Consider the following 19,674-nt stretch of genomic DNA (forward strand, 5'->3'; position numbering starts at 1 on the left):
GACTGGAGGTTTGCCATGGCTGCAAGCGCATTGATACAGGCCCGCATCGACGCCGAGGTGAAGGAACGCGCCACCGAGGTGCTGGGCAACATCGGCCTCACCGTCCCGGATGTGGTGAGGATCGTGCTGACCCGTGTGGCCAGGGAGGGCGCGCTGCCGCCGGGCTTGACCGTCAACGAGGAGGCCCATGACGCCTGGTTCCGGGCCAAGGTCCAGGAAGCCTTGGACGATCCGCGCCTGGCGCTTTCGCATGAGCAGGTCTAAGCGCATTTCGCCAGGCGCCGTGCGGCTGCGCGGCGCAAGGTGTGAGCCAAGGGCAGCGCGTGAAGCTCGAATGGTCGCCGTTGGCGATGGACGATCGGGAGCGGATTTTCGATTTCCGGAGGGTGGGCGCCCCGGCCGGCGGTCGCCACGCGCACCTCACTGAAACAGGCAAGCCTTAGAGGTCGTGTTCTCGCAGGAACCTGTCCAGCTGGTGGCTGTTCGCCAGCCCCAGCTTGGCGAACGCGTGGGCGCGGTGGGTTTCCACCGTGCGCTGTTCCAGCGGCGCGAGTTCCTGGGCGATCTGCTTGTTGGGCTTGCCCTCGGCCACCAGCCGGGCCACCTGCATCTCGCGCGGGGTGAGTTTGTCCCACAGCGCCTGCGCGGCCTGGCGGGCCTGGCGGCGCAAGGCGATCTCGCCGGCCCGCTCCAGCGCCCGGGCGATGCTGTCGAGCAGGCGCTCGTCGTTGCAGGGCTTCTCCAGCCAGCCGAAGGCACCGTTCTGCACCGCTTCCACCGCCATCGGAATGTCGCCGTGGCCGGACAGGAAGAGCACGACCAGCGGGCTGTCCTGCGCGCGCAGCGCGTCGAACACCTGCAGCCCGCTCACGCCGTCCATGCGCAGGTCGAGGATGACGCAGCCCGCGCGCTGCAGGTCGGCACCGCCCAGGAAGGCCTCGCCCGACGCGAAGGTCTGCACCGCGTAGCCGCGCGACAGAAGCAGCAGGCCGAGCGAGCGGCGCACGGCCTCGTCGTCGTCCACCACGCACAGGTTGTTGGCAAGAGCGTTCATGGCGATGGAATTTCCAGCTCGAGGGTGAAGACGGTGCCGCCGCCGGGCCGGTCGGCAAAGGAAAGCCGGCCCCGGTGCGCTTCGACGATGGTGCGGCAGATGTTCAGGCCCAGCCCGAGCCCGCCCGGCTTGGTGGTGAAGAAAGGCGCGAACACCTGTTCGGCCAGCGCGTCGTCGATGCCCGCGCCGCGGTCGGCCACGCGAATGTGCACGCGCGCGCCCAGCCGCTCGGCCTCGACCTCCACCACGCGCTGCTCGGGCGGCGTGGCCTGCATGGCCTGCAGGCTGTTCGACAGCAGGTTCAGCAGCACCTGCTCGAGCAGCACGCGGTCGCCGCGCACCGGCGGCAGCCCGGGCTGCACGCGCACCTCGGCGCGGGCCTGGCGCTGGCGCATCTCGCCCTTGAGCAGCGCCAGCGCGTTGGTCACCAGCGCGGACACCGCGCAGTCTTCGGTGCCGACGGTGCGCTGGCGCACGAAGCCGCGGATGCGCCGCACGATCTCGGCGCTGCGCTGGGCCTGCGCCATGGTCTCGTCGAGGCTGTCGACCAGCAACTGCTGGTTGCCCTGCTCCGCGAAGGCCTTGGCCGCGCTCGCGAAATTGCTCAGCGCCATCAGTGGCTGGTTGAGTTCGTGGGCCAGCGTGGAGGCCATTTCGCCGAGGCTGGCCAGGCGCTGCGCGTGCTGCAGCTGCTCGTCGTTCTGGCGCTGGCGCAGCTCGGCGCGCTTCTGCTCGGTGATGTCGACCACCGAGCTCATCCAGCCGCTGTGCAGGCCGTCGGCGTCGATCAGCGGCGCGGTGTAGACCATGGTGATCACCTCGTGCCCGTCGCGGTGCCGCAGGCGCGACTCGAAGCCCGAGCGCGCGGGCTGCCCGCTCATCATGGCGTCGTAGTGGTGCCAGTGCTGGCTCACGTCGTCGGGGTGCCAGTAGGGGTAGGGCGGCAGCTTGCCGAGCAGTTCGCCGGCGCCGTAGCCGGTCATGTCGCAGAAGGCCGGGTTGACGTAGGTGATGCGGCCCTGGCGGTCGCGCGCGCGCATGCCCACCAGCAGCGAGTCTTCCATCGCCTTGCGAAAGGCGTGGGCCTCGTCGAGTGCGTGGGTGCGTTCGCGCACGCGCAGCTCCAGGTCGCGCCGCGCGTCGCGCTGCTCGGCGAAGCGGCGCTCGCGCAGCCGCCAGTACAGGCCGCCCAGCAGCAGCACGCCCGCGCCCAGCAGGCCGAGCATCCAGGTGCGCTCGCGCGCGCGGGTCACCTCGGCGTGGTCGGCCATCACGGTGAGCGTCCAGCCCAGGTCGGGCAGGGGCTCGTCCACCGCCAGGAAGCGGCGCGGCTTGCCGCCGATGTCGGTGGCGACCAGGTAGCCCGGCTGCTCGTCGCTTCGCTGCACCTTCCACGGCAGCGCCGGGAAGCTGGTGCGCGCGCCGTACTGCTGGTCGTGCCGCACGCGCTCGAGTTCGCCGGGGGCCAGCGCGCGCCGCGTCTGGTAGAGCCACGACGGCACCGAGCTGAGGAACACCACGCCGCGCGCGTCGCTCAGCAGGATCGGGTCGCGCACGAAGGTCCACGCCTCCTGCAGCTGGCGCAGGCTGACCTTGACGGTGACCACGCCCAGCACCGCGCCGCCGTCGGCGCGCACCGGCGCCGAGATGAACAGGCCCGGCTCGCCGGTGGTCTGGCCCACGCCGTAGAACATGCCGCCGCGGCCCGCGCGCGCGTCGATGAAGTAGGGCCGGTTGGCATACGACTCGCCCACGAAGCTCTGCGGCGTGTGCCAGTTGCTGGCCGCCAGCGTGAGGCCCTGCAGGTCGCTGAGGTACAGCGCGTCGGAGCCGGCCTGGCGGTTCACCTCCTCGATGTACAGGTTGGCGCGCTGCTTCACGGCGGCGTCTTCCGGGTGTGCCAGCGCGGCCAGCACGGCCGGGTGCACGCCCGCGGTGTACGGCAGGTAGCTGTACTTGCCGGCCGAGTCGCGCAGGCCGAGCACGTGGACTTCCATGGCGCGGCGAATGGAGTCGGCCTGGAAGTTCGCCTCGCGGGTGGCGGCCCACTGGGCCGCAAGGCCGATCAGGAGCAGGGCGAGCGCCAGGGCGGCCAGCCAGGCGGCGGCCCTGCGCGTGCGCCGGCGCGGCGGGGGCGGCGGCGTCGCGATGGACGGCACGGGCGGTTCAGGTGAAAGAGGGGGCATGGGGCGGGATCGGCGAAAGGCGCCGACCGGTGCGGCGGGGCGAATTTTGCCCTTCGCGTGAAAACACGCGCCGTGGTGCCGAGCCAAAGGGGAGGAACTGGCCAGGGCCGCGATGCCGTCGATGCGGAGATCCGACGCTCCAGGCGTATCGCACGCGCACCGTCGAGCATCGGGCCGAATGAATCGGCGGGGCCTGTCCGAAGCCCATACACCGCAACATCCGGTTGCGTGGATTTCATTCGGCAAGCAGATGTTTCGCCTGGCTGGCGCGATGCCGGCATTTCGCCGTACGCCCCTGAGGGCGTACGGCGCTGCTCGCGTTTTGGATTCAACTTCCGCTGGTTAGCTAACGTGTGCTTACCAGCAGACTCACTTTCTTGATCATCTCCTACAGCCGGTTCCATGGGTCGGGCGATATGGTTCGCAGACATAAGTAAACGAACCAGAAGAACGTTCCAAAAACGTTTCGCCGGACCTTGAGAAAAAACAACGCTGTCACACACCCCGCCCGCCCCGACCTCAAAGCCCCACACGCACGCACCCTCACCGCTTCAGCCACGACGCTCGTGGTGGCCGTTGTGTGGCTGACTGCGTCCGCGCCGGTCTTGGCGCAAACCGCTTCGACACTTTCGGATGCGCCCGTGGCGACCCGCCCGGAGCTGCCCACCGCGCCCGTTGCACTCGTTGCGCCCACGCGCTACAGCGCGCAGGCGCATGACGCGCTCGTCGAACAGGTGCGCGCAGGCACCGTCACGCCGCCCGATGCGTTCGCCGCCCTGACGGGTTGGTTCGCGCAAGCCACCACGAACGCGCAGCGCGATCGCATCGCGTCCGACGCCGTGGTGTGGGCGCTGGCGGCCGACCAGCCGCAGGAGGCCGTGCGCTGGGCGCATGCCGTGCCGCTGCAGCGGCTCGCGGCCTACGCCGTCGAGCCCGCCTTCGTCGCGGCACGCCGTGTGGACGACCGCATCCTGCAGCTGCGCCTCACGGCGCTCGCGCCCACGCAGCGCGTGGTGCGCCGCGAGAACGCATTCGCGCTGGAGGACATGGGTGCCATCACCGAAGCGCTCGCGCAGGCCGAAGCGGCACAGCGCGCCACGCCGGGCAGCTTCAGCGACTTCGAACTCGCCAGCCTGCGCCAGCAGGCCCTCGGCCAGCGCCTGCGCTGGGCCATCGGCGAGCGCGACCAGCGCGTGGGCGAGGGCGCGGGGCGCTTCGAGCGCATCGACGAATTGCTGCCGCTGTATGCGTCCGAACTGGGCAACGCGGCGGACCATGTGCAACACAGCGCACCCGCGGGCGACGAAGAAGCGCCGCGCTGGAAGGCGCTCTACCTGCGCCTGTACGCGGACCATCTGACGACTCTTTCCGCGCGCGGCCGCTTCACCGAAGTGACCGCGGGCTACGCGCAATGGCAAGCGCAGCACGCCGATGAGCCGCTGCCGTACTACGCGCTGTCCGATGTGGCCGGCGCCTACCAGCAGCAGCGCCGCTCCGACCTGGCCGTGCCGATCTACGAAGCCGCGCTGCGCGCCGGCGGCGAAGCGATACCCGTGCCCAGCGACACCCACACCGGCCTGGTGTACGCGTACCTCGACACCGCGCGTTTCGAAAATGCCGAGTCGCTGCTGCGCCAGCTCGAGGCGGCCACGCCGCCGCTCTTGCGCCTCACGCCCGAGCAGGGCCGGCCCAACCCCGAGTACGCCGAGGTGCGCAACCTGCGCGCGCTCTACCAGCTCTACACCGAGCGTCCCTGGCAGGCCGAGATGAGCTTTCGCGGCCTCACGTCGCTCGCGCCGCTCAACAGCGGCTTTCGCTCGGGTCTCGCGGAGACCATGAAGCTGCGCGAGAAGCCCGATGAAGCCCTCGGCCGCTACCGCGAGACGCTCGTCGACCATCCGGACGACGTGGCGGCGCGCGCCGGCTATGCGGGCGCGTTGTTCGATGCCGGCGAGATCCGCGCCGGCCGCGAGCTCACCGACCGCCTGCAGGCCGAGGCGCCCGAATCCATCGCGGTGCGCAACGCCGTCACCCAGCGCGACACGCTGCGCGCGCCGCGCCTGGACATCGACGCCGACGTCGGCCAGGGCCATGGCAGCAGCGTGCTGGCCGACCGCGACTGGCGCGTCGACGCGAAGCTGTCCTCGCCGCTGTGGGACGACAGCTGGCGCCTGTTCCTGCGCCATGTGTTCGCGCGCGGCGACACCTCGCTGGGCAACGCCGACCTGTCGCGTACCGGTATCGGCGTGGAGTACCTGCAGGGCCGCTGGCAGGCCAGCGCCGAACTGCACCAGGCCGACAAGGGCCGCTACCGCACCGGCGTCGCGCTGGGCCTGGACTACCGCGCCAGCGATGCATGGCGCCTGTCGGCGCGCTTCGATTCCAACAGCCTGGAGACGCCGTGGAAGGCACGCCTTGCCAATGTCGGCGCGCGCTCGCTCGAGTTCGGCGGCACCTATGTGGTGAACGAGTCGCGCGCCTTCGAGGGCCGCCTGCAGCGCATGGACTTCAGCGACGGCAACAGCCGCGACGCGCTCGGCCTGAGCTGGCGCGAGCGCCTGGTGAGCGGGCCGCGCTTCCAGCTCGAAGGCACCCTGAGCGGCGAGACCGCGCGCTACGCCCGCCAGGACGTCGCGTACTTCGCGCCGCGCGGCGAAAGCGCATTGCAGCTCGGGCTCACCGGCAAGTACCTCGGCTGGAAGCGCGACGACCGCCGCTTCTCGCAGGTGGTCGGCATCGAGGCCGGCAGCTACCGGCAGCAGGGCTTCGGCAGCGGCGGCCTGTGGTCGCTGCGCTATGGCCATGAATGGGTCTTCGGCCGTTCCGCGACGCTGAGCTACGGCCTCGGCATTGCGAGCCACCCCTACGACGGCGTGCGCGAACGCCGCCGCTTCGTCTACCTCAACCTGTCGGTGCCGTTCCAATGAAGAATAAAAATGTGGAGGCCCTTGCGGGCCGAACGTGGGGCCGCGCGCTGCGCGCTGCCACGGCTGCTGTCCTGCTGCCGCTGCTGTCGGTTCTTGCGGCCGCGGCGCATGCCCAGGCCCTCCCGCCCCCCGATGCCGACGACGGCAAGACCTTCCGCGCGATCGCGATGCACGACGTGCGCCACAACGTGCGCGAGAGCTTCGCCGGCGAGCCCGAACCCACCGCGCTCGACGAGCGCACCGTCGCCGATTTCTTCGCCTGGCTGCGCAGCGCCGGCTACCAGCCGGTGAGCCTGCAGCAGATCGTCGATGCGCGCGCGGGCCGCACGCCGCTGCCGCCGCGCGCCGTGCTGCTGAGCTTCGACGACGGCTACGAAAGCTTCTACGCCAAGGTCTACCCGCTGCTCAAGCAGTTCAACTACCCCGCCGTCATGGCGCTGGTCACCGGGTGGCTCGAGGTGCCGCCGGGCCAGGTCGTGAGCGGCTACGGCGCGACGAACGCCGTGCGGCGCGAGGCCTTCATCACCTGGGACCAGGCGCGCGAGATGGGCGCCTCGGGCCTGGTGGAGTTCGCGAGCCACGGCGACGCGATTCACACCGGCGTGCCCGGCAATCCGCAGGGCAACCTGCAGCCGGCCGCCGTCACGCACCGCTACGACAGCGCCACCGGGCGCTACGAGGACGATGCCGCCTGGGTCGCCCGCGTCGAGGCCGACCTGCGCCGCAGCCGCGGCCTCATCGAGCAACGCACCGGCACCCGCGTGCGCGCCATGGTGTGGCCCTACGGCGCCTACAACAAGGCCGCGTTGCGCGCGGCCGACCGCGCCGGCATGCCCATCACGCTCACGCTCGACGAAGGCCCCAACACGGCCGACGTTCCTCTGCAGACCATCCGCCGCGGCCTGGCGACCTACGACATCGCGGTGCCCGACTTCAGCCTGCTGCGCGCGCCCGCGCGGCCCGACCCGCGCGCGCTGCAGCGCGCGATGCACATCGACCTCGACAACGTGTACGACCCCGACCCCGCGCAGCAGGAGGCCAACCTCTCGCGCCTGCTCGACCGGGTGCAGGCCGTGGGTCCGTCGGCGGTGTTCCTGCAGGCCTTTGCGGACCCCGACGGCGACGGCGCGGCCGACGCGCTGTACTTTCCCAACCGCCACATGCCGATGCGCGCCGACCTGTTCAACCGCGTCGCCTGGCAGCTGCGCACCCGCACCGGCGTGGAGGTGTATGCGTGGATGCCGGTGCTCGCCTTCCAGCTGCCCGCGAGCAACCCGCTGGCCGATGTGCGCGTGACGCACCTGGAGCCCGCTTCGCCCGCGGCGCGCGACCAGGTGCGCTACCACCGGCTCTCGCCGGCCGACCCGCGCGTGCGTGCGCTCATCGGCGACATCTACGAAGACCTTGCGAAGAACGCGCCCGTCGCGGGCCTGCTTTTCCACGACGACGCCACCTACAGCGACGACGAGGACGCCAGCCCCGCCGCCTTGCGCGAGCTCTCCGCGCAGGGCCTGCCCGCGAACATCGTGACGCTGCGCGCCGACCCCGCGCTGCGCGCGAAGTGGACCGCGTTCAAGACGCGCCAGCTCACCGACTTCACGCTCGCGCTCGCGCAGCGTGCGCGCGAATGGCAGCCGGACATCCTGACCGCGCGCAACCTCTATGCGCGGCCCGTGCTGGAGCCCGCGTCGCAGGAGTGGTTCGCGCAAAGCCTGGCGCAGTCGCTCGAGGCCTACGACTACACGGCCGTCATGGCGATGCCCTTCATGGAGCAGGCCGCCGACCCGAAGGCCTGGCTCGAGGCGCTGTTGCGCCAGGTCGCCGCGCAGCCGCGGGGGCTCGAGCGCACCGTGTTCGAGCTGCAGGCGCGCGACTGGCGCAGCGGCCGCATGGTCGACAGCGCCACCCTGGCCGGCCAGTGGACGCTGCTGCACCGGCTGGGCGCACGCCACGTCGCCATCTATCCTGACGACTTTCTCGAGGGCCAGCCGCCGCTGGTGACGGTGCGCGACATTCTGTCGGTGCGCGCCAACCTGCGCGGCGGCAAGGTCGACAGCCTCGAAACCCCGCCGGCGCTGGCGCCCGCCAAGCCGGGAGCATCGCGATGAATCCCGACTTCTGGGGCGCCGGCGCGGTCCGCGTGCTGCTCGACTACGTCTTCTACTACCCCTTCATTGCGGCCTATGTGTGGATGGCCGGCGGCATCGCGCACGCGCTGGTGTTCGAGCGGCGGCGCCACCTGCGCACCGACCCGCTGCCGCTCTTGCCCGAGCAGCCGCTGGTGAGCGTGATCGTGCCCTGCTTCAACGAGGGCGCGCAGGTGCAGGAGGTCATCGAGCAGCTCATGCGCAGCCGCTACACCAACTACGAGGTGATCGCCGTCAACGACGGCAGCAGCGACGACACCGGCCCGGTTCTCGACGCGCTGGCCGGGCGCTACGCCGCGCTGCGCGTGGTGCACCACGCGCGCAACCAGGGCAAGGCGGTGGCGCTGAACACCGCGGCCGTGCTGGCCAACGGCGAGTACATCCTGGGCGTGGACGGCGACGCGCTGATCGACCCCGACGCCATCGCCTGGATGCTCACCCACATGCTGCATTCGGAACGCGTGGGCGCGGTCACCGGCAACCCGCGCATCCGCACGCGCACCACGCTGCTCGGGCGCATGCAGGTGGGCGAGTTCTCGTCGAACATCGGCCTCATCAAGCGCACGCAGCAGCTCGCGGGGCGGCTGTTCACGGTGTCGGGCGTGCTGTCGATGTTCCGCCGCAAGGCGCTGCTCGACGTCGAGTTCTGGAGCCCCGACGTGATGACCGAGGACATCGACATCAGCTGGAAGCTGCAGCTGCAGGGCTGGCGCGTGCGCTACGAACCCCGCGCGCTGTGCTGGATCCTCATGCCCGAGACCGTGCGCGGCCTGTACCGCCAGCGCCAGCGCTGGGCCACCGGCGGCATCCAGACCCTGCTGCGCTACGCGGGCCAGGTGATCAGGCCGCGCAACTTCATGATGTGGCCGGTCTTTGCCGAATACCTGGCGAGCGTGGTGTGGGCCTACGCCATGTTCTGCGTGCTGGTGCTCGCGCTGGTGCGCCGCTTCCTGCCGCCCGAGTGGCAGTACGTGGGGTTCTGGCCCGAGTGGCACGGCATGCTGCTGGGCATCACCTGCATGCTGCAGATGTTCGTGAGCCTGTGGATCGACCGCCACTACGACCGCAACATCCTGCGCTATCTCGTCTGGACCATCTGGTACCCGCTTGCCTTCTGGATGATCAACATGTTCACCACGGTCGTGGCCTTGCCGGTCACGCTCCTGCGGCGCAAGGGCAAGCGCGCCCGGTGGACCAGCCCCGACCGAGGAGTCAACAATGAAAGACCTGCAATTGTCCGTTCCATCGACCACGAATGAGCCGCGCATGCGCGCGCACACCGCCGAGCAACCCGCCCCCCCGCGCTTGCGCGGATGGGCCGAGCCGCAGGCGGAAACGCCGGTGCTCGACGCCGCGCGCGTGCCGCTGAGCGAGTTCATCCGCAACAAGCCCATGCTCAGTGCCGTGGCCACCTTCGCGTGGCTGCGGGTGGGGCGGCCCGTGCTGCTGGTGCTCTTCTGGGTGGCCGTGTTCCTCTACGCGTGGCGCCATTTCTTCCATGTGTCGCAGGTACGGCAGGACAACGGCCTGCTCGCCATCTACGCGCTGTGCGCGCTGGGCATCTTCGCGGCGATGCTGCTGCTGGCGCCCGTGCGCCGCCGCGCCATCCGCGGCGAGGAAACCGAAGGCCGCAGCGCCGACAGCACCGTGGCCCAGCTCGCCGAATATTCGTCGCTCGAGGCGCGCAACCTGTCGCTGTGGCAACGCGCGCGGCGCCTGCTGGTGCAGCACGACCGCGACGGCCGCGTGACCGACGCGTCGGACCTGGACACCGAGCCGGCGATGCTGACGCCTTCGGGCACGATCGCGCGGCCGCAGCGCGAAGCCTGAGCGGGCCACGGCTGCGCCGCGCGCCGGGTCAGCCCTTTCGGGCCAGCACGTTGCGCTCGTCCTGCCGCAGCACCAGGTCCCACACCTGCTGGCCGGTCGGCGAGCTGCGCTCTTCATAAACGTGCGCCACCAGCCCGGCGGCGCGCCCGATGAGCGCGAGGCCGCGGCCCAGCAAGGGGTCGAGGCCCATGTCGGCCAGCACGGCGCCGTTGGCCCCGGCGGCATTCAGCGGCAGCCGGCGGCCGTGGTCTTCCCGCAGCACCTCGGTGATGGCCAGCGCCAGTCGCCAGTGGCGGCCGAAGTAGCCGTTCTCCTTCGACACCGCCATGAGCGTCGGTACGCGCGGATCGCCGTCGACGTGGATCGGATGGCCGATGCCCGGAATCGACCGGCGCTGCGCACGGAACTCGCTCACCACCTGCGCCGCGCGCGCACGCACGGCGGTGTCGTCCGCGTCGTCGGCCAGCGAGGCGGCTTCACGGATCAGGATCTCGCTCACGTTCTGCACCGTGCCCAGGAAGTTGTTGCCCGCGCCCAGCAGCCCGGCCGCCACGGCGCCCTGCAGCGATTCCGGCGCGCCCAGCCAGGTCAGCCGCGCGGTGATGGCGCTGGGCGTGAGGCCGTGGTCGGCGGCGGTCACCAGCAGCAGGTTGACCATGTTCTTCTCGCGCGGCTCGGGCGTGCGGCCGAAGATCAGGAGCCAGATCATCTCGACGAAGTCGAGCTTGCCGATGACCTCGGTGGACAGGTTGCGCCCGCGCACCCAGATGGTGTCGGGCGTGGTGTAGCCGATGTCGGTCTTGATGGGCATGTGCGCGCTCTGCTTTTGCTGTTGCTCTGTATGGCTTTGCTCTGCTCGCGGCGTTCAGCCCGCGAGCCCGACCGTGATGCCGCCGCACACGTACAGCACCTGTCCCGTCATGAACGAGGCCATCGGATGCATGAAGCAGCCCACCGCATGCGCCACCTCGGCGGGTTCGCCGAAGCGCTGCACCGGAATGCCCTGCGCGATGCGTTGCGTGCGCGGGCTGTCCGCCGGGTTCGCGGCCTTGAAGGCGGCGGTGGCGATGGGGCCGGGCGCCACCGCGTTCACGGTGATCCCCTGTGGCGCCAGTTCCAGCGCCCAGGTGCGCGTGAGCGCATTGAGCGCGCCCTTGGCCGCCGCGTAGCCGCTTCGCAGTTCCTTGCCGAGCGCCGCGCGGCTCGTGATGTTGACGATGCGCCCGTGCCCGGCCGCGCGCATCGCGGGCAGCACGGCCTGCGTGCATTGCAGCGCGGCGCGCGCGGTGACGCCGATCTGCAGGTCGAAGTCGTCGAGCGAGGTGTCCTCGATGGGCGCCGGGCGGATCGCCGCGACGTTGTTCACGAGGCCGGTGAGCGCCTTGCGCGCCGTCACTTGCGCCAGTGCCTCGGCGAGCGCCGCGCGGTCGCCCATGTCGACGCGCACGAACTCGCCGGAGCTGGCATCGGGCGGCGGCTGGATGTCGAAGTTCACGACCTCCCAGCCTGCCGCGATCAGCGTGTGGCAGATGGCCAGGCCGATGCCCGACGAGCCGCCGGTGACCAGCGCGTGGCGCGGTGCGGCGTCTTTTGTCTGTGGTTGCGATGTCATGTGGGAATGTCAATGTGAGGTGGTTGGGTTGACTGCATGGGCTCCATGCGCCGGACGATGTCCGCGCGCGCATCCTTCTTCGACACCTTGCCGTTCGCGGTGCGCGGCAACTGCTCGAAGAAATGCACGGCCTTGGGGGTCTTCACGGGGTCGAGCCGCGCGCGCACCCATGCGATGAGTTCGTCGCCGGTGGCCTGCTCGCCCGCGCGCAGTTGGACGGCGGCATGCACCGCCTCGCCCCACTTGGCGTCGTCGACGCCGATCACCGCGCAGTCGTACACGGCAGGATGCTTGCCTAGCGCGTTCTCCACGTCGGTCGGGTAGACGTTGAAGCCGCCCGTGATGATCATGTCGCGCACGCGGTCCTTCAGGAACAGGAAGCCGCGCTCGTCGAGGTAGCCGCCGTCGCCGGTGCGCAGCCAGCCGTCGTGGAAGGTCTCGGCCGTCTTCTCGGGCTGCTTCCAGTAGCCCGACATCACCAGGTCGCCGCGCACGACCACCTCGCCGGTTTCGCCCGTGGGCAGCAGCCGGCCCGCGGTGTCCATGATGGCGATCTCGGTCATCAGCGCCGCGCGGCCGACCGAGTCGAGGTTGCGCGCATCGAGCAGGTCGTCCACCGGCATGTACGAGATGATGGCCGGCGCCTCGGTCTGGCCGTAACCCGTTTCCACATGGCCGAACACCTGTTGCGCCTCGAGGATCTTGTCGCGCCGCATCGGTGCGGCGGCATACACGAAGTGGCGCAGCGCCGACCAGTCGCGCCCGCGCGCGGTCTCGTCCTCGAGCAGGCTGTAGATCAGCGTGGGCGGCATGAACACGGCGGTGACGCGGTCGTGCTCGAGCTGGTCGAGCACGTCGCGCGGGCGCGTGGAGGTCGGCAGCAGCACGGTGCCGCCGCAGCCCAGCACCGGCAGCAGGAAGGTCGAGGTGCCGTGCGTGATGGAGGCCACCGCCAGGTAGCGCTCGTGCTCGTCGAGCCGCATGGCCTGCATGATCGACACGATGGTGGTGTTCCACGCGCGGTAGCTCTGCATCACGCCCTTGGGCGCGCCGGTGGTGCCGCCCGTGAACTTGATGGCCTGGGTTTCGCCGAGGTCGTGGCGCACGGCGGCGGGCTGGCGGCCGCGGTATTCGGCGATGAGGGCGCCGAGTTCGTCGAGTTCGTCGAGTTCGCCAGGTTTGCCATTTCCGCGCTGCGCGGCGTGCGCCGCGTCCTGCGGCACATAGCCGATGCGCCGTGCCTGCGTGCCCGCCACCTTGTCTTCGAGGCCGGCCTCGGTCACCAACAGCGCGGCTTCGGTGAACTCGACGATGCGGCTGAGCTCTGCCTGCCCGGCGCGCGGGTTCAGCGGCACCCAGATGCGGCCCGCGAGCAGCGTCGCGAACAGCGCGACGACGTGCGCGATGTGGTTGCCCGCGCAGATCGCGATGCGCCCGCGCGCATCGGGCACGAGCGCCTGGAAGGCGGCGGCCAACGCCTCGGTGCGCGCGAGCAGTTCGGCGTAGCTGATCTCGCCCTCGGGGCCCGAGATGGCGGTCTTGGCGGGATGGCGCCGCGCGCTGCGCAGCAGAAAGTCGATGGGACGCATCGTGCTGTTCCCCGCTCTATTCGGCCTTGGCGCCGGAGGCCCGCACCACCTCGGCCCACTTGTCGTACTCCTTGCGCACGAAGGCGTCGAAGGCCGGCTGCGTCATCTCGGGCGCGTCGGCGCCCAGGTCGCGGTAGCGCGCCTTCACCTTGTCGGTGCGCAGCGCCTTCTCGACCTCGTCGTGCAGCCGTTGCGTGACCGCGGCGGGCACGCCGGTGGGCACGAACAGGCCCGACCATGCGGTGGATTCGTAGCCGCGCACGCCGGCCTCGGCCATCGTGGGCACATCGGGCAGCGAAGGCGAGCGGCGCGTGCCCGTCACGGCCAGTGCGCGCAGCGAGCCCTTGGCAATGTGCGGCAGCGAGGTCGGCAGGTTGTCGAACATCAGGTCGATCTGCCCGCCGATCAGGTCGGTGAGCGCGGCGGCGCCGCCGCGGTAGGGCACGTGCAGGATGCTCACTTGCGCCAGGTGCTTGTAGAGCTCGCCCGACAGGTGGATGCTGCTGCCGTTGCCCGACGAACCCATGCTCAGCTTGCCGGGCTTGCTCTTGGCGATCGCCGTGAGTTCGGCCACCGACTTCGCGGGCAGCGACGGGTTCACCACCAGCACGTTGGGCACCGAGCCCACCATGGCCACCGGCGTGAATGCCTTGCGCGTGTCGTAGGGCAGGTTGCCGTACAGCGTCGGGTTGATGGCATGCGTGCCCACGGTGCCGAGCAGCATCGTGTAGCCGTCGGGCGCCGCCGCCGACACCTCTCGCGCGCCGATGTTGCCACCCGCGCCGGGCCGGTTGTCGACGATCACGGGCTGGCCCAGCGACTGCGCCAGCTCCGCGCCGATGAGCCGGGCGAACAGGTCGGCGGCGCCGCCGGGCGGGAAGGGCACGACGAGGCGGATGGGTTTGGCCGGCCAGGCCGCGGCCGCCGGTTGCGACCAGGCGGCGGGTGCGCACAGCGCGGCCAGTGCGGCAGCGGTGGCAAGGGCGAGGGCTCTTCTGTTCAAGGGGTGTCTCCAGGAATGCGGGGAAGGAATGTGCGGGAGGGGGTGTCAAGCCGGGTGCGAGGGCGCGCGCGCAATGCCGTGGCGCAGGCCGCCGTCCACCGCCAGCTCGGCGGCGTTGACGTAGTCGGCTTCGTCCGAGAGCAGGAAGCACACGGCGTTGGCGATGTCCCATGCGGTGCCCTGGCGGCCGAAGGGCAACGGCCCAGCCGCCCGGCCCGGGCGCGCCGCGCTGGCCGCGCGGCCCATGGGCGTGTCGATCAGGCCGGCGCGCACGAGGTTGGCGCGAATGTCCTTGTCGTGCGCTTCGAGCGCCGTCGCGCGGCACAGGGCCGAGAGGCCCGCCTTCGAACTCTCGTAGGCGGGGTTGCGGCCCGCGGGCATTTCCGCCGCGAGCGACGACACGAAGACGATCGCGCCGCCCGTGTTCATGGCCGGCAGCGCGGCCTGCGCGCACAGCGCATGCCCGCGCAGGTTGACGCCGAAGATCGTGTCCCAGCTCTCGGGCGTGATGTCGCGCAGCGGCCGGCGGTCGCTGATGCCCGCGTTCAGCACCAGGCCGTCGATGCCGATGCCGCGCTGCGCCAGCCCGTCGAACAGGGTACGGATGTCCTCGGGCCGCGCGATGTCGGCCGTGAGCGCGAAGGCGATGCCGCCATGCGCGGTGATGTCGGTCACGGTGCGCGACGCCGCCTCGGCCGAGCGGTCGGCGCAGAGCACGCGGGCGCCGCCGGCCGCCAGGCGCAGGCAGATCGCACGGCCGTTGCCCACGGGTTCCTCGGGGTCGGCCATGGCTTGCCCGCCGCCGATCACCAGCATCGTGCGGCCCGCGAAGCGCGCGCCGGAAGGCTGCGGGTCGTTAAGATATGGAAACGTTTTCATATGGTGCCCGAGGATAGAAAATGCATTCGCCAGCCGCAAGCCATGGAACGTTTTCATAAGGGAAAACAATGAGCAGCGAGACAGGAAGGTCGGTATCCCTGCGCGACGTCGCGGCCGCTTCGGGCGCGTCGATCGCAAGCGTGTCGCGCGTGCTGAACAACAGCGGCTATGTCAGCGCGGACGTGCGGCGCAGGGTGGAGCGCGCGGTCGAGGCCACGGGCTACGTGCCCAATTTCAATGCCAGGCACCTGAAGACCGGGCGCAGCAAGGCGGTCGGGTTCATGGTGTCGAACATGGCCAACCCGTTCCTGTCGGCCTTCTTCGCGGCGGTCGAGATCCGCATGCAGGCCGCGGGCTTCTCGCTGCTGGTTGCCAGCACCTACGACCAGCCCGCGCGCGAGAAGGAGCTGCTCACGCTGTTCGAGAACCGCCGGCTCGAAGGCATCATCGCCTCGCCGAGCGTGGAGGGGCTGCCGCGTGGCGTCGATCCCTTCGCGCGCTGCAAGCTGCCGCTGGTCATCGTCGACCGCGAGGTCGACTGCGACGGCGACGTGGTCTACCAGGACCACCGCAAGGGCGTGGCGCAGGCGGTCGACTACCTGGTGTCGCTCGGCCACCGGCGCATTGCGTTGTTCGGCCCGAGCGTGGCGATCCGGCCGGGCCGCGAAAAGCTGCTCGGCTACCAGGACAGCCTGGCGCGCAACGGCGTGCCCTTCGACGAGGCGCTGCTGTGCATGCTGAGCTCCGCCGTGCAGTCGTCCGAAGCGCAGATGGCGCGCATGCTCGACCTGGCCGCGCCGCCCACCGCGCTGATCGCGCTGGGCACGCGCCTGCTGTCCGGCGCGCTGCGCAGCGTGCGCGCCGCGGGCCGGCGCATTCCGCAAGACCTGTCGGTGGTGGGCATCGGCACCGACGACGCCTTTGCGCTGATGCATCCCGCGCTGACCACCTTGCGCTTCAACATCGACGAGGCCGCGCAGGCCGCGGCGCACCTGATGCTCGACCGCCTGGGCGGCAAGGCGGCCGCCGCGCCGCGCAAGGTGACCATCGGGCTCGACCTGGTGCTGGGCGCGTCGTGCATGCCACCGCCGGTGGTGGCGGCGGGTGCGGCGGCGATCGACGCCGCGGGTGCGGCTACACCATCGCGAAGCCGCCCGACGCGCCGATCGTCTGGCCGGTGATGAACAGCGAACGGTCGGAGGCCAGGAAGGCGACCAGGCCCGAGATGTCCTCGGGGCGCGAGAGGCGGCCCACGCCCTTGGAGATCGGGTAGACGTTCAGCATCTTGCCCAGCCGCTCGTCGTTCTCCACCGTCGCGTGGATGTTGAGCGGCCCGTCCTTGATGCCCGCATGCGATACCGCGCCGAGCGCCACCGAGTTCACGGTGATGGCGTGGCGCCCGTGCTCGCGCGCCAGCGCCTTGCCGAAGCCGGCAATCGCGGCCTTGGCGCCCGAGTACACCGCCATGTTGGCCTCGCCGATGCGCCCGGCCTCCGAGATGATGTTGACGATGCGCCCGCCCTTGCGCTCGACCATGCCCGGCAGCACGCTGCGGCAGCAGTGCATGGTGCCGTACACGTTGAGGTTGACGATCTTGGCCCAGTCCGCGGTCGGCATGTCGAGAAAGGGCGGCGTGCGGCCGCCTTTTTCGCGGCGCTCGGGAATGATGCCGGCGTTGTTCACCAGCACCGCGACCGGTGCGTCGAAGTGCGCCATGCCCTTGGCGACCATGGCCTCGACTTCTTCGGCGCGCGTGATGTCCGCGGGCGCCGCGAGCGCCTGGCCGCCGGCCGCGGCAATCTCGGCGGCCACCGCTTCGGCGCGCTCCGCGAACAGGTCGTTGACGATCACGCGCGCGCCTTCGGCCGCGAGTTCGATGCAGATCTGGCGGCCCACGCCCTGGCCGCCGCCGGTAACCAACGCAACCTTGCCTTCCAATCCGAGTTTCATGTGTGTTCCTTGAGGTAGTCGTGCAAAAAAACGAAGGCGCTCAGCGCCCGGTGAACACCGGCTTGCGCTTCTCGACGAACGCCCGCATGCCTTCCTTGCGGTCCTCGCTGTCGATGATCATGGCGGCCGCATAGCGCTCGTACTCGAGGCCCGAGTCGAGGTCGGTCTGCATGCCGCGGTTGATGGCGCGCTTGGCGAAGCGCACCGCCAGCGGCGGGTGCTCCGCGATGCGCTGCGCGAGCGCGAAGGCCTGCGTCATCAGCTCGGCCTGCGGCACCACGCGGCTCACGATGCCGTAGCGCAGCGCGGTGTCGGCGTCGACCAGGTCGGCGGTGAGGATCAGCTCCTTGGCGCGCGCCTCGCCGACGAGGCGCGGCAGCCGCTGAGTGCCGCCGGCGGCGGGAATCACGCCGAGCTTGATCTCGGGCAGGCCGAAGCGTGCGCTGTCGGCCGCCAGGCGGATGTCGCAGCACAGCGCGATCTCCAGGCCGCCGCCGAGCGCCACGCCGTTGATGGCGGCGATCACGGGCTTCTCGAACTCCTCGATGTTGCGGAACAGGTCGTGCGTGGCCTTCTGCGCCACGAAGTAGTCGGTGCCCGCGGCCTGGTTGCCGGCGCGCTCCTTGATGTCGGCGCCCGCGCAGAAGGCGCGCTCGCCGCTGCCGGTGACAAGCACCGCGCGCACGCGCTCGTCGGCGCGGGCGTAGTCGAAGAAGGCGCGCGCGAGGTCGGGTTTCATGGAGCCGCCGAGCGTGTTCATGCGCTCGGGGCGGTTGAGCGTGACGATGGCGACGTTGTCGCGCACCTCGTACAGCAGCGTGTCGAGCGCGGGGTGGGATGCGGTCATGGGTGGGGTTCCTTCCTGTCTTGCATTCGTTCAGGCCTGTGCCGCCGACAGCACGTGCGCGACGGCCACCGAACCGAGGCCGATCATGTGGGCCATGCCCCAGCGCGCGTTCGCGTGCTGGCGGCCTTCGGCTTCGCCGCGGATCTGCCGCGTGATCTCCGCGATCTGCCCGATGCCCGTCGGTCCGAGCGGATGGCCCATGCCGATCAGGCCGCCCGAGGCATTGATCGCGCAGCGCCCGCCGATCTGCGAGTCGCCGCGCGCCAGGTACGCCGCGCCTTCGCCGGGCGCGCACACGCCGATCGCTTCGCTGTAGAGCAGCTCTTCCACCGAGAAGGCGTCGTGCAGTTCGAGCAGGTCGAGCTGCGTGGCCGCGATGCCGGCCTGTTCGAGCGCGCCCTGCGCGCTGCCGCGCACCAGCTCGATGGGGCCGTCGCCGTACACCGTTTCGTCGCGCTCGCTGTTGGCGAACGAGGCGCGCACGCGCACGCAGCGCTTCGCATCCAGCCCCAGGCGCTTCAGCGCGCGGCCCGACACGAGCAGCACCGCCGCCGCGCCCTCGCCGCGCGGGCAGCACTGCTGCACGGTGAGGTCGCCCGCCACCTTCGGCGAGGCGAGCACCTGTTCGAGCGTGCGCGGCTTGCGGAACTGCGCGTACGGGTTGCGCGAGGCGTTGCCGTGGTTCTTCACCGCGACCCCGGCCATCGCCTCGATGCCGGCGCCGCGCTCGCGCAAGTAGCTGCGCGCCATCAGCGCGAACTTCACCGCCGGGATGGTGGCGGTGTCGCTCAGGCGTTCGAGCCCGTCCTTGTTGGCGGCGCGGCGGCCGTCGCCATGCTTGTCCACCCCCATGGCGAGCACCACGTCGCTGATGCCGCTCGACACCTCCATGCAGGCCTGGCGGAATGCGAAGGAGCCCGAGGCCGAGGCGTTCTCCACCTGCGTGACCGCCACTCCCGTGGCGCCCAGGTGGCGGAACATCACGCGCCCGGCGGCCATGCCGATGGAGGTGGTGCCCACGTACGCGGCCTGCACCTGTTTCCAGTCGAGCCCCGCGTCGGCCAGCGCACCGCGCACGGCCGCAAGGCCGAGGTGGGTGTAGGGCGTTTCGCTCGGGAACTGATAAGGGTGCAGGCCGATGCCCACGACGTAGACGCCGTCGTTGCCGTCGATCCAGTTGCCGCTCATTGCGCGGCCTCCTGCGCGGGCACGAACGCGCAGCCGTAGCTGTCGCCGCAGGCCAGCGGCACGGCCACGGCCCGCAGCGCCATGCCGGGGCGCAGCGCGCGCTCGTCGCCGACCGCGATCACGCCCTCCTCGACCACCTGCGGCGCGATGCGGATGTCGCCCGCGATGCTGGGTGCCGGCATGCCCGGCACCAGGGGCACATGCAGCGTCACGTATTCGAGCAGCGTGCCGCCGCCGGGCCTCGCGACTTGCGCGGCTTCGTCGGTGGGATGGCCGCAGTGCATGCAGCCCGGTGCATTGGCCGGAAAGCTCAGCGCATGGCACGCGGGGCATTGCGCGAAGAGAAAGTCGAGCGAGCGGCCGTCCGCCGCCAGCCGGTAGAGCGACGGCCGCTGGGGCTTCATCGTGGTCAGGTCTTGGGTCATGGGCATGGAAAGGACATGGAAAGGGACATGGGGAAGC

Annotated in this window: 17 protein-coding genes; 6 read left to right on the forward strand and 11 right to left on the reverse strand. The window is 70.8% G+C overall.

All coding sequences use genetic code 11. The features are described from left to right. Positions 1-15 precede the first annotated feature (15 nt). The gene (locus tag BM004_RS23215; RefSeq protein WP_093217163.1) at positions 16-264 is read left to right on the forward strand and encodes a type II toxin-antitoxin system RelB/DinJ family antitoxin; all 249 of its coding nucleotides are present in this window, start codon (positions 16-18) and stop codon (positions 262-264) included. A gap of 175 nt (positions 265-439) precedes the next feature. Here BM004_RS23215 and BM004_RS23220 read toward each other — a convergent pair whose 3' ends face one another. Together BM004_RS23220 and BM004_RS23225 are read right to left on the reverse strand one after the other, a co-directional pair. Next, positions 440-1,054, reverse strand: a complete 615-nt coding sequence (locus BM004_RS23220; RefSeq protein WP_093217166.1) for a response regulator transcription factor — start codon at positions 1,052-1,054, stop codon at positions 440-442. Continuing rightward, complete coding sequence (locus BM004_RS23225; protein WP_093217168.1) at positions 1,051-3,240, reverse strand: sensor histidine kinase; 2,190 nt, start codon at positions 3,238-3,240, stop codon at positions 1,051-1,053. Before BM004_RS23225 ends, BM004_RS23220 begins: the two co-directional genes overlap by 4 nt. Positions 3,241-3,881: 641 nt before the next feature. Between BM004_RS23225 and pgaA the strand changes: the two genes are divergently transcribed. From pgaA to pgaD, 4 genes are read left to right on the forward strand one after another with little or no spacing between them, the layout of a single operon-like run. After that, positions 3,882-6,167 (forward strand): poly-beta-1,6 N-acetyl-D-glucosamine export porin PgaA, encoded by a 2,286-nt coding sequence (pgaA, locus tag BM004_RS23230; RefSeq protein WP_177206581.1) that lies wholly within the window; start codon positions 3,882-3,884, stop codon positions 6,165-6,167. Continuing rightward, complete coding sequence (gene pgaB, locus BM004_RS23235; protein WP_093217173.1) at positions 6,164-8,275, forward strand: poly-beta-1,6-N-acetyl-D-glucosamine N-deacetylase PgaB; 2,112 nt, start codon at positions 6,164-6,166, stop codon at positions 8,273-8,275. The genes pgaA and pgaB overlap by 4 nt, the downstream gene beginning before the upstream one ends. Then, complete coding sequence (pgaC, locus tag BM004_RS23240; RefSeq protein ID WP_093217176.1) at positions 8,272-9,573, forward strand: poly-beta-1,6-N-acetyl-D-glucosamine synthase; 1,302 nt, start codon at positions 8,272-8,274, stop codon at positions 9,571-9,573. Before pgaB ends, pgaC begins: the two co-directional genes overlap by 4 nt. A gap of 7 nt (positions 9,574-9,580) precedes the next feature. Then, on the forward strand, positions 9,581-10,144 hold the full coding sequence (gene pgaD, locus BM004_RS23245) for a poly-beta-1,6-N-acetyl-D-glucosamine biosynthesis protein PgaD (RefSeq protein WP_177206582.1): 564 nt from the start codon (positions 9,581-9,583) through the stop codon (positions 10,142-10,144). A 28-nt stretch (positions 10,145-10,172) separates the two neighbouring features. Here the strand turns inward: pgaD and BM004_RS23250 are convergent, their stop codons facing one another. The 5 genes from BM004_RS23250 to BM004_RS23270 are packed head-to-tail and all read right to left on the reverse strand — an operon-like array spanning position 10,173 to position 15,227. Continuing rightward, positions 10,173-10,955, reverse strand: coding sequence for a citryl-CoA lyase (locus BM004_RS23250; protein ID WP_093217181.1), 783 nt, complete (start codon positions 10,953-10,955; stop codon positions 10,173-10,175). 54 nt (positions 10,956-11,009) lie between these two features. After that, positions 11,010-11,756: an SDR family oxidoreductase gene (locus BM004_RS23255; protein WP_093217184.1), complete on the reverse strand. Its 747-nt coding sequence runs from the start codon at positions 11,754-11,756 to the stop codon at positions 11,010-11,012. Beyond that, the gene (locus BM004_RS23260; protein ID WP_093217186.1) at positions 11,753-13,345 is read right to left on the reverse strand and encodes a class I adenylate-forming enzyme family protein; all 1,593 of its coding nucleotides are present in this window, start codon (positions 13,343-13,345) and stop codon (positions 11,753-11,755) included. Before BM004_RS23260 ends, BM004_RS23255 begins: the two co-directional genes overlap by 4 nt. 16 nt (positions 13,346-13,361) lie before the next feature. Next, positions 13,362-14,348, reverse strand: coding sequence for a tripartite tricarboxylate transporter substrate binding protein (locus BM004_RS23265; RefSeq protein ID WP_093217188.1), 987 nt, complete (start codon positions 14,346-14,348; stop codon positions 13,362-13,364). Between the two features lie 45 nt (positions 14,349-14,393). Continuing rightward, positions 14,394-15,227 carry an SDR family NAD(P)-dependent oxidoreductase gene (locus tag BM004_RS23270; RefSeq protein WP_093217190.1) on the reverse strand — a complete coding sequence of 278 codons (834 nt, stop codon included), beginning with the start codon at positions 15,225-15,227 and terminating at the stop codon, positions 14,394-14,396. Between the two features lie 68 nt (positions 15,228-15,295). On the opposite strand from BM004_RS23270, the gene BM004_RS23275 reads away from it, so the two are divergent. Beyond that, positions 15,296-16,408: a substrate-binding domain-containing protein gene (locus BM004_RS23275; RefSeq protein WP_093217193.1), complete on the forward strand. Its 1,113-nt coding sequence runs from the start codon at positions 15,296-15,298 to the stop codon at positions 16,406-16,408. Here BM004_RS23275 and BM004_RS23280 read toward each other — a convergent pair. The 4 genes from BM004_RS23280 to BM004_RS23295 are packed head-to-tail and all read right to left on the reverse strand — an operon-like array spanning position 16,362 to position 19,643. Then, the gene (locus tag BM004_RS23280; protein WP_093217195.1) at positions 16,362-17,177 is read right to left on the reverse strand and encodes an SDR family NAD(P)-dependent oxidoreductase; all 816 of its coding nucleotides are present in this window, start codon (positions 17,175-17,177) and stop codon (positions 16,362-16,364) included. The two genes, BM004_RS23275 and BM004_RS23280, sit on opposite strands and share 47 nt — an antisense overlap. A 40-nt stretch (positions 17,178-17,217) precedes the next feature. Further along, the gene (locus BM004_RS23285; RefSeq protein WP_093217198.1) at positions 17,218-18,024 is read right to left on the reverse strand and encodes an enoyl-CoA hydratase/isomerase family protein; all 807 of its coding nucleotides are present in this window, start codon (positions 18,022-18,024) and stop codon (positions 17,218-17,220) included. Positions 18,025-18,054: 30 nt separating this feature from the next. Further along, the gene (locus BM004_RS23290; protein WP_093217200.1) at positions 18,055-19,212 is read right to left on the reverse strand and encodes a thiolase family protein; all 1,158 of its coding nucleotides are present in this window, start codon (positions 19,210-19,212) and stop codon (positions 18,055-18,057) included. Continuing rightward, positions 19,209-19,643 (reverse strand): Zn-ribbon domain-containing OB-fold protein, encoded by a 435-nt coding sequence (locus tag BM004_RS23295; RefSeq protein WP_256220005.1) that lies wholly within the window; start codon positions 19,641-19,643, stop codon positions 19,209-19,211. Before BM004_RS23295 ends, BM004_RS23290 begins: the two co-directional genes overlap by 4 nt. Positions 19,644-19,674 lie beyond the last annotated feature (31 nt).

The organism is Variovorax sp. OK212 (assembly GCF_900112425.1).
In the GTDB taxonomy this organism is placed as follows: domain Bacteria; phylum Pseudomonadota; class Gammaproteobacteria; order Burkholderiales; family Burkholderiaceae_C; genus Variovorax.

Coding starts and splice junctions, on each gene's coding strand:
- BM004_RS23285 (WP_093217198.1), bottom strand. CDS start 18,024: ATGACCGCATCCCACCCCGCGCTCGACACGCTGCTGTACGAGGTGCGC.
- pgaC (WP_093217176.1), top strand. CDS start 8,272: ATGAATCCCGACTTCTGGGGCGCCGGCGCGGTCCGCGTGCTGCTCGAC.
- BM004_RS23250 (WP_093217181.1), bottom strand. CDS start 10,955: ATGCCCATCAAGACCGACATCGGCTACACCACGCCCGACACCATCTGG.
- pgaD (WP_177206582.1), top strand. CDS start 9,581: ATGCGCGCGCACACCGCCGAGCAACCCGCCCCCCCGCGCTTGCGCGGA.
- BM004_RS23270 (WP_093217190.1), bottom strand. CDS start 15,227: ATGAAAACGTTTCCATATCTTAACGACCCGCAGCCTTCCGGCGCGCGC.
- BM004_RS23280 (WP_093217195.1), bottom strand. CDS start 17,177: ATGAAACTCGGATTGGAAGGCAAGGTTGCGTTGGTTACCGGCGGCGGC.
- BM004_RS23215 (WP_093217163.1), top strand. CDS start 16: ATGGCTGCAAGCGCATTGATACAGGCCCGCATCGACGCCGAGGTGAAG.
- BM004_RS23260 (WP_093217186.1), bottom strand. CDS start 13,345: ATGCGTCCCATCGACTTTCTGCTGCGCAGCGCGCGGCGCCATCCCGCC.
- BM004_RS23295 (WP_256220005.1), bottom strand. CDS start 19,643: ATGCCCATGACCCAAGACCTGACCACGATGAAGCCCCAGCGGCCGTCG.
- pgaB (WP_093217173.1), top strand. CDS start 6,164: ATGAAGAATAAAAATGTGGAGGCCCTTGCGGGCCGAACGTGGGGCCGC.
- BM004_RS23275 (WP_093217193.1), top strand. CDS start 15,296: ATGAGCAGCGAGACAGGAAGGTCGGTATCCCTGCGCGACGTCGCGGCC.
- BM004_RS23225 (WP_093217168.1), bottom strand. CDS start 3,240: ATGCCCCCTCTTTCACCTGAACCGCCCGTGCCGTCCATCGCGACGCCG.
- BM004_RS23290 (WP_093217200.1), bottom strand. CDS start 19,212: ATGAGCGGCAACTGGATCGACGGCAACGACGGCGTCTACGTCGTGGGC.
- BM004_RS23255 (WP_093217184.1), bottom strand. CDS start 11,756: ATGACATCGCAACCACAGACAAAAGACGCCGCACCGCGCCACGCGCTG.
- BM004_RS23220 (WP_093217166.1), bottom strand. CDS start 1,054: ATGAACGCTCTTGCCAACAACCTGTGCGTGGTGGACGACGACGAGGCC.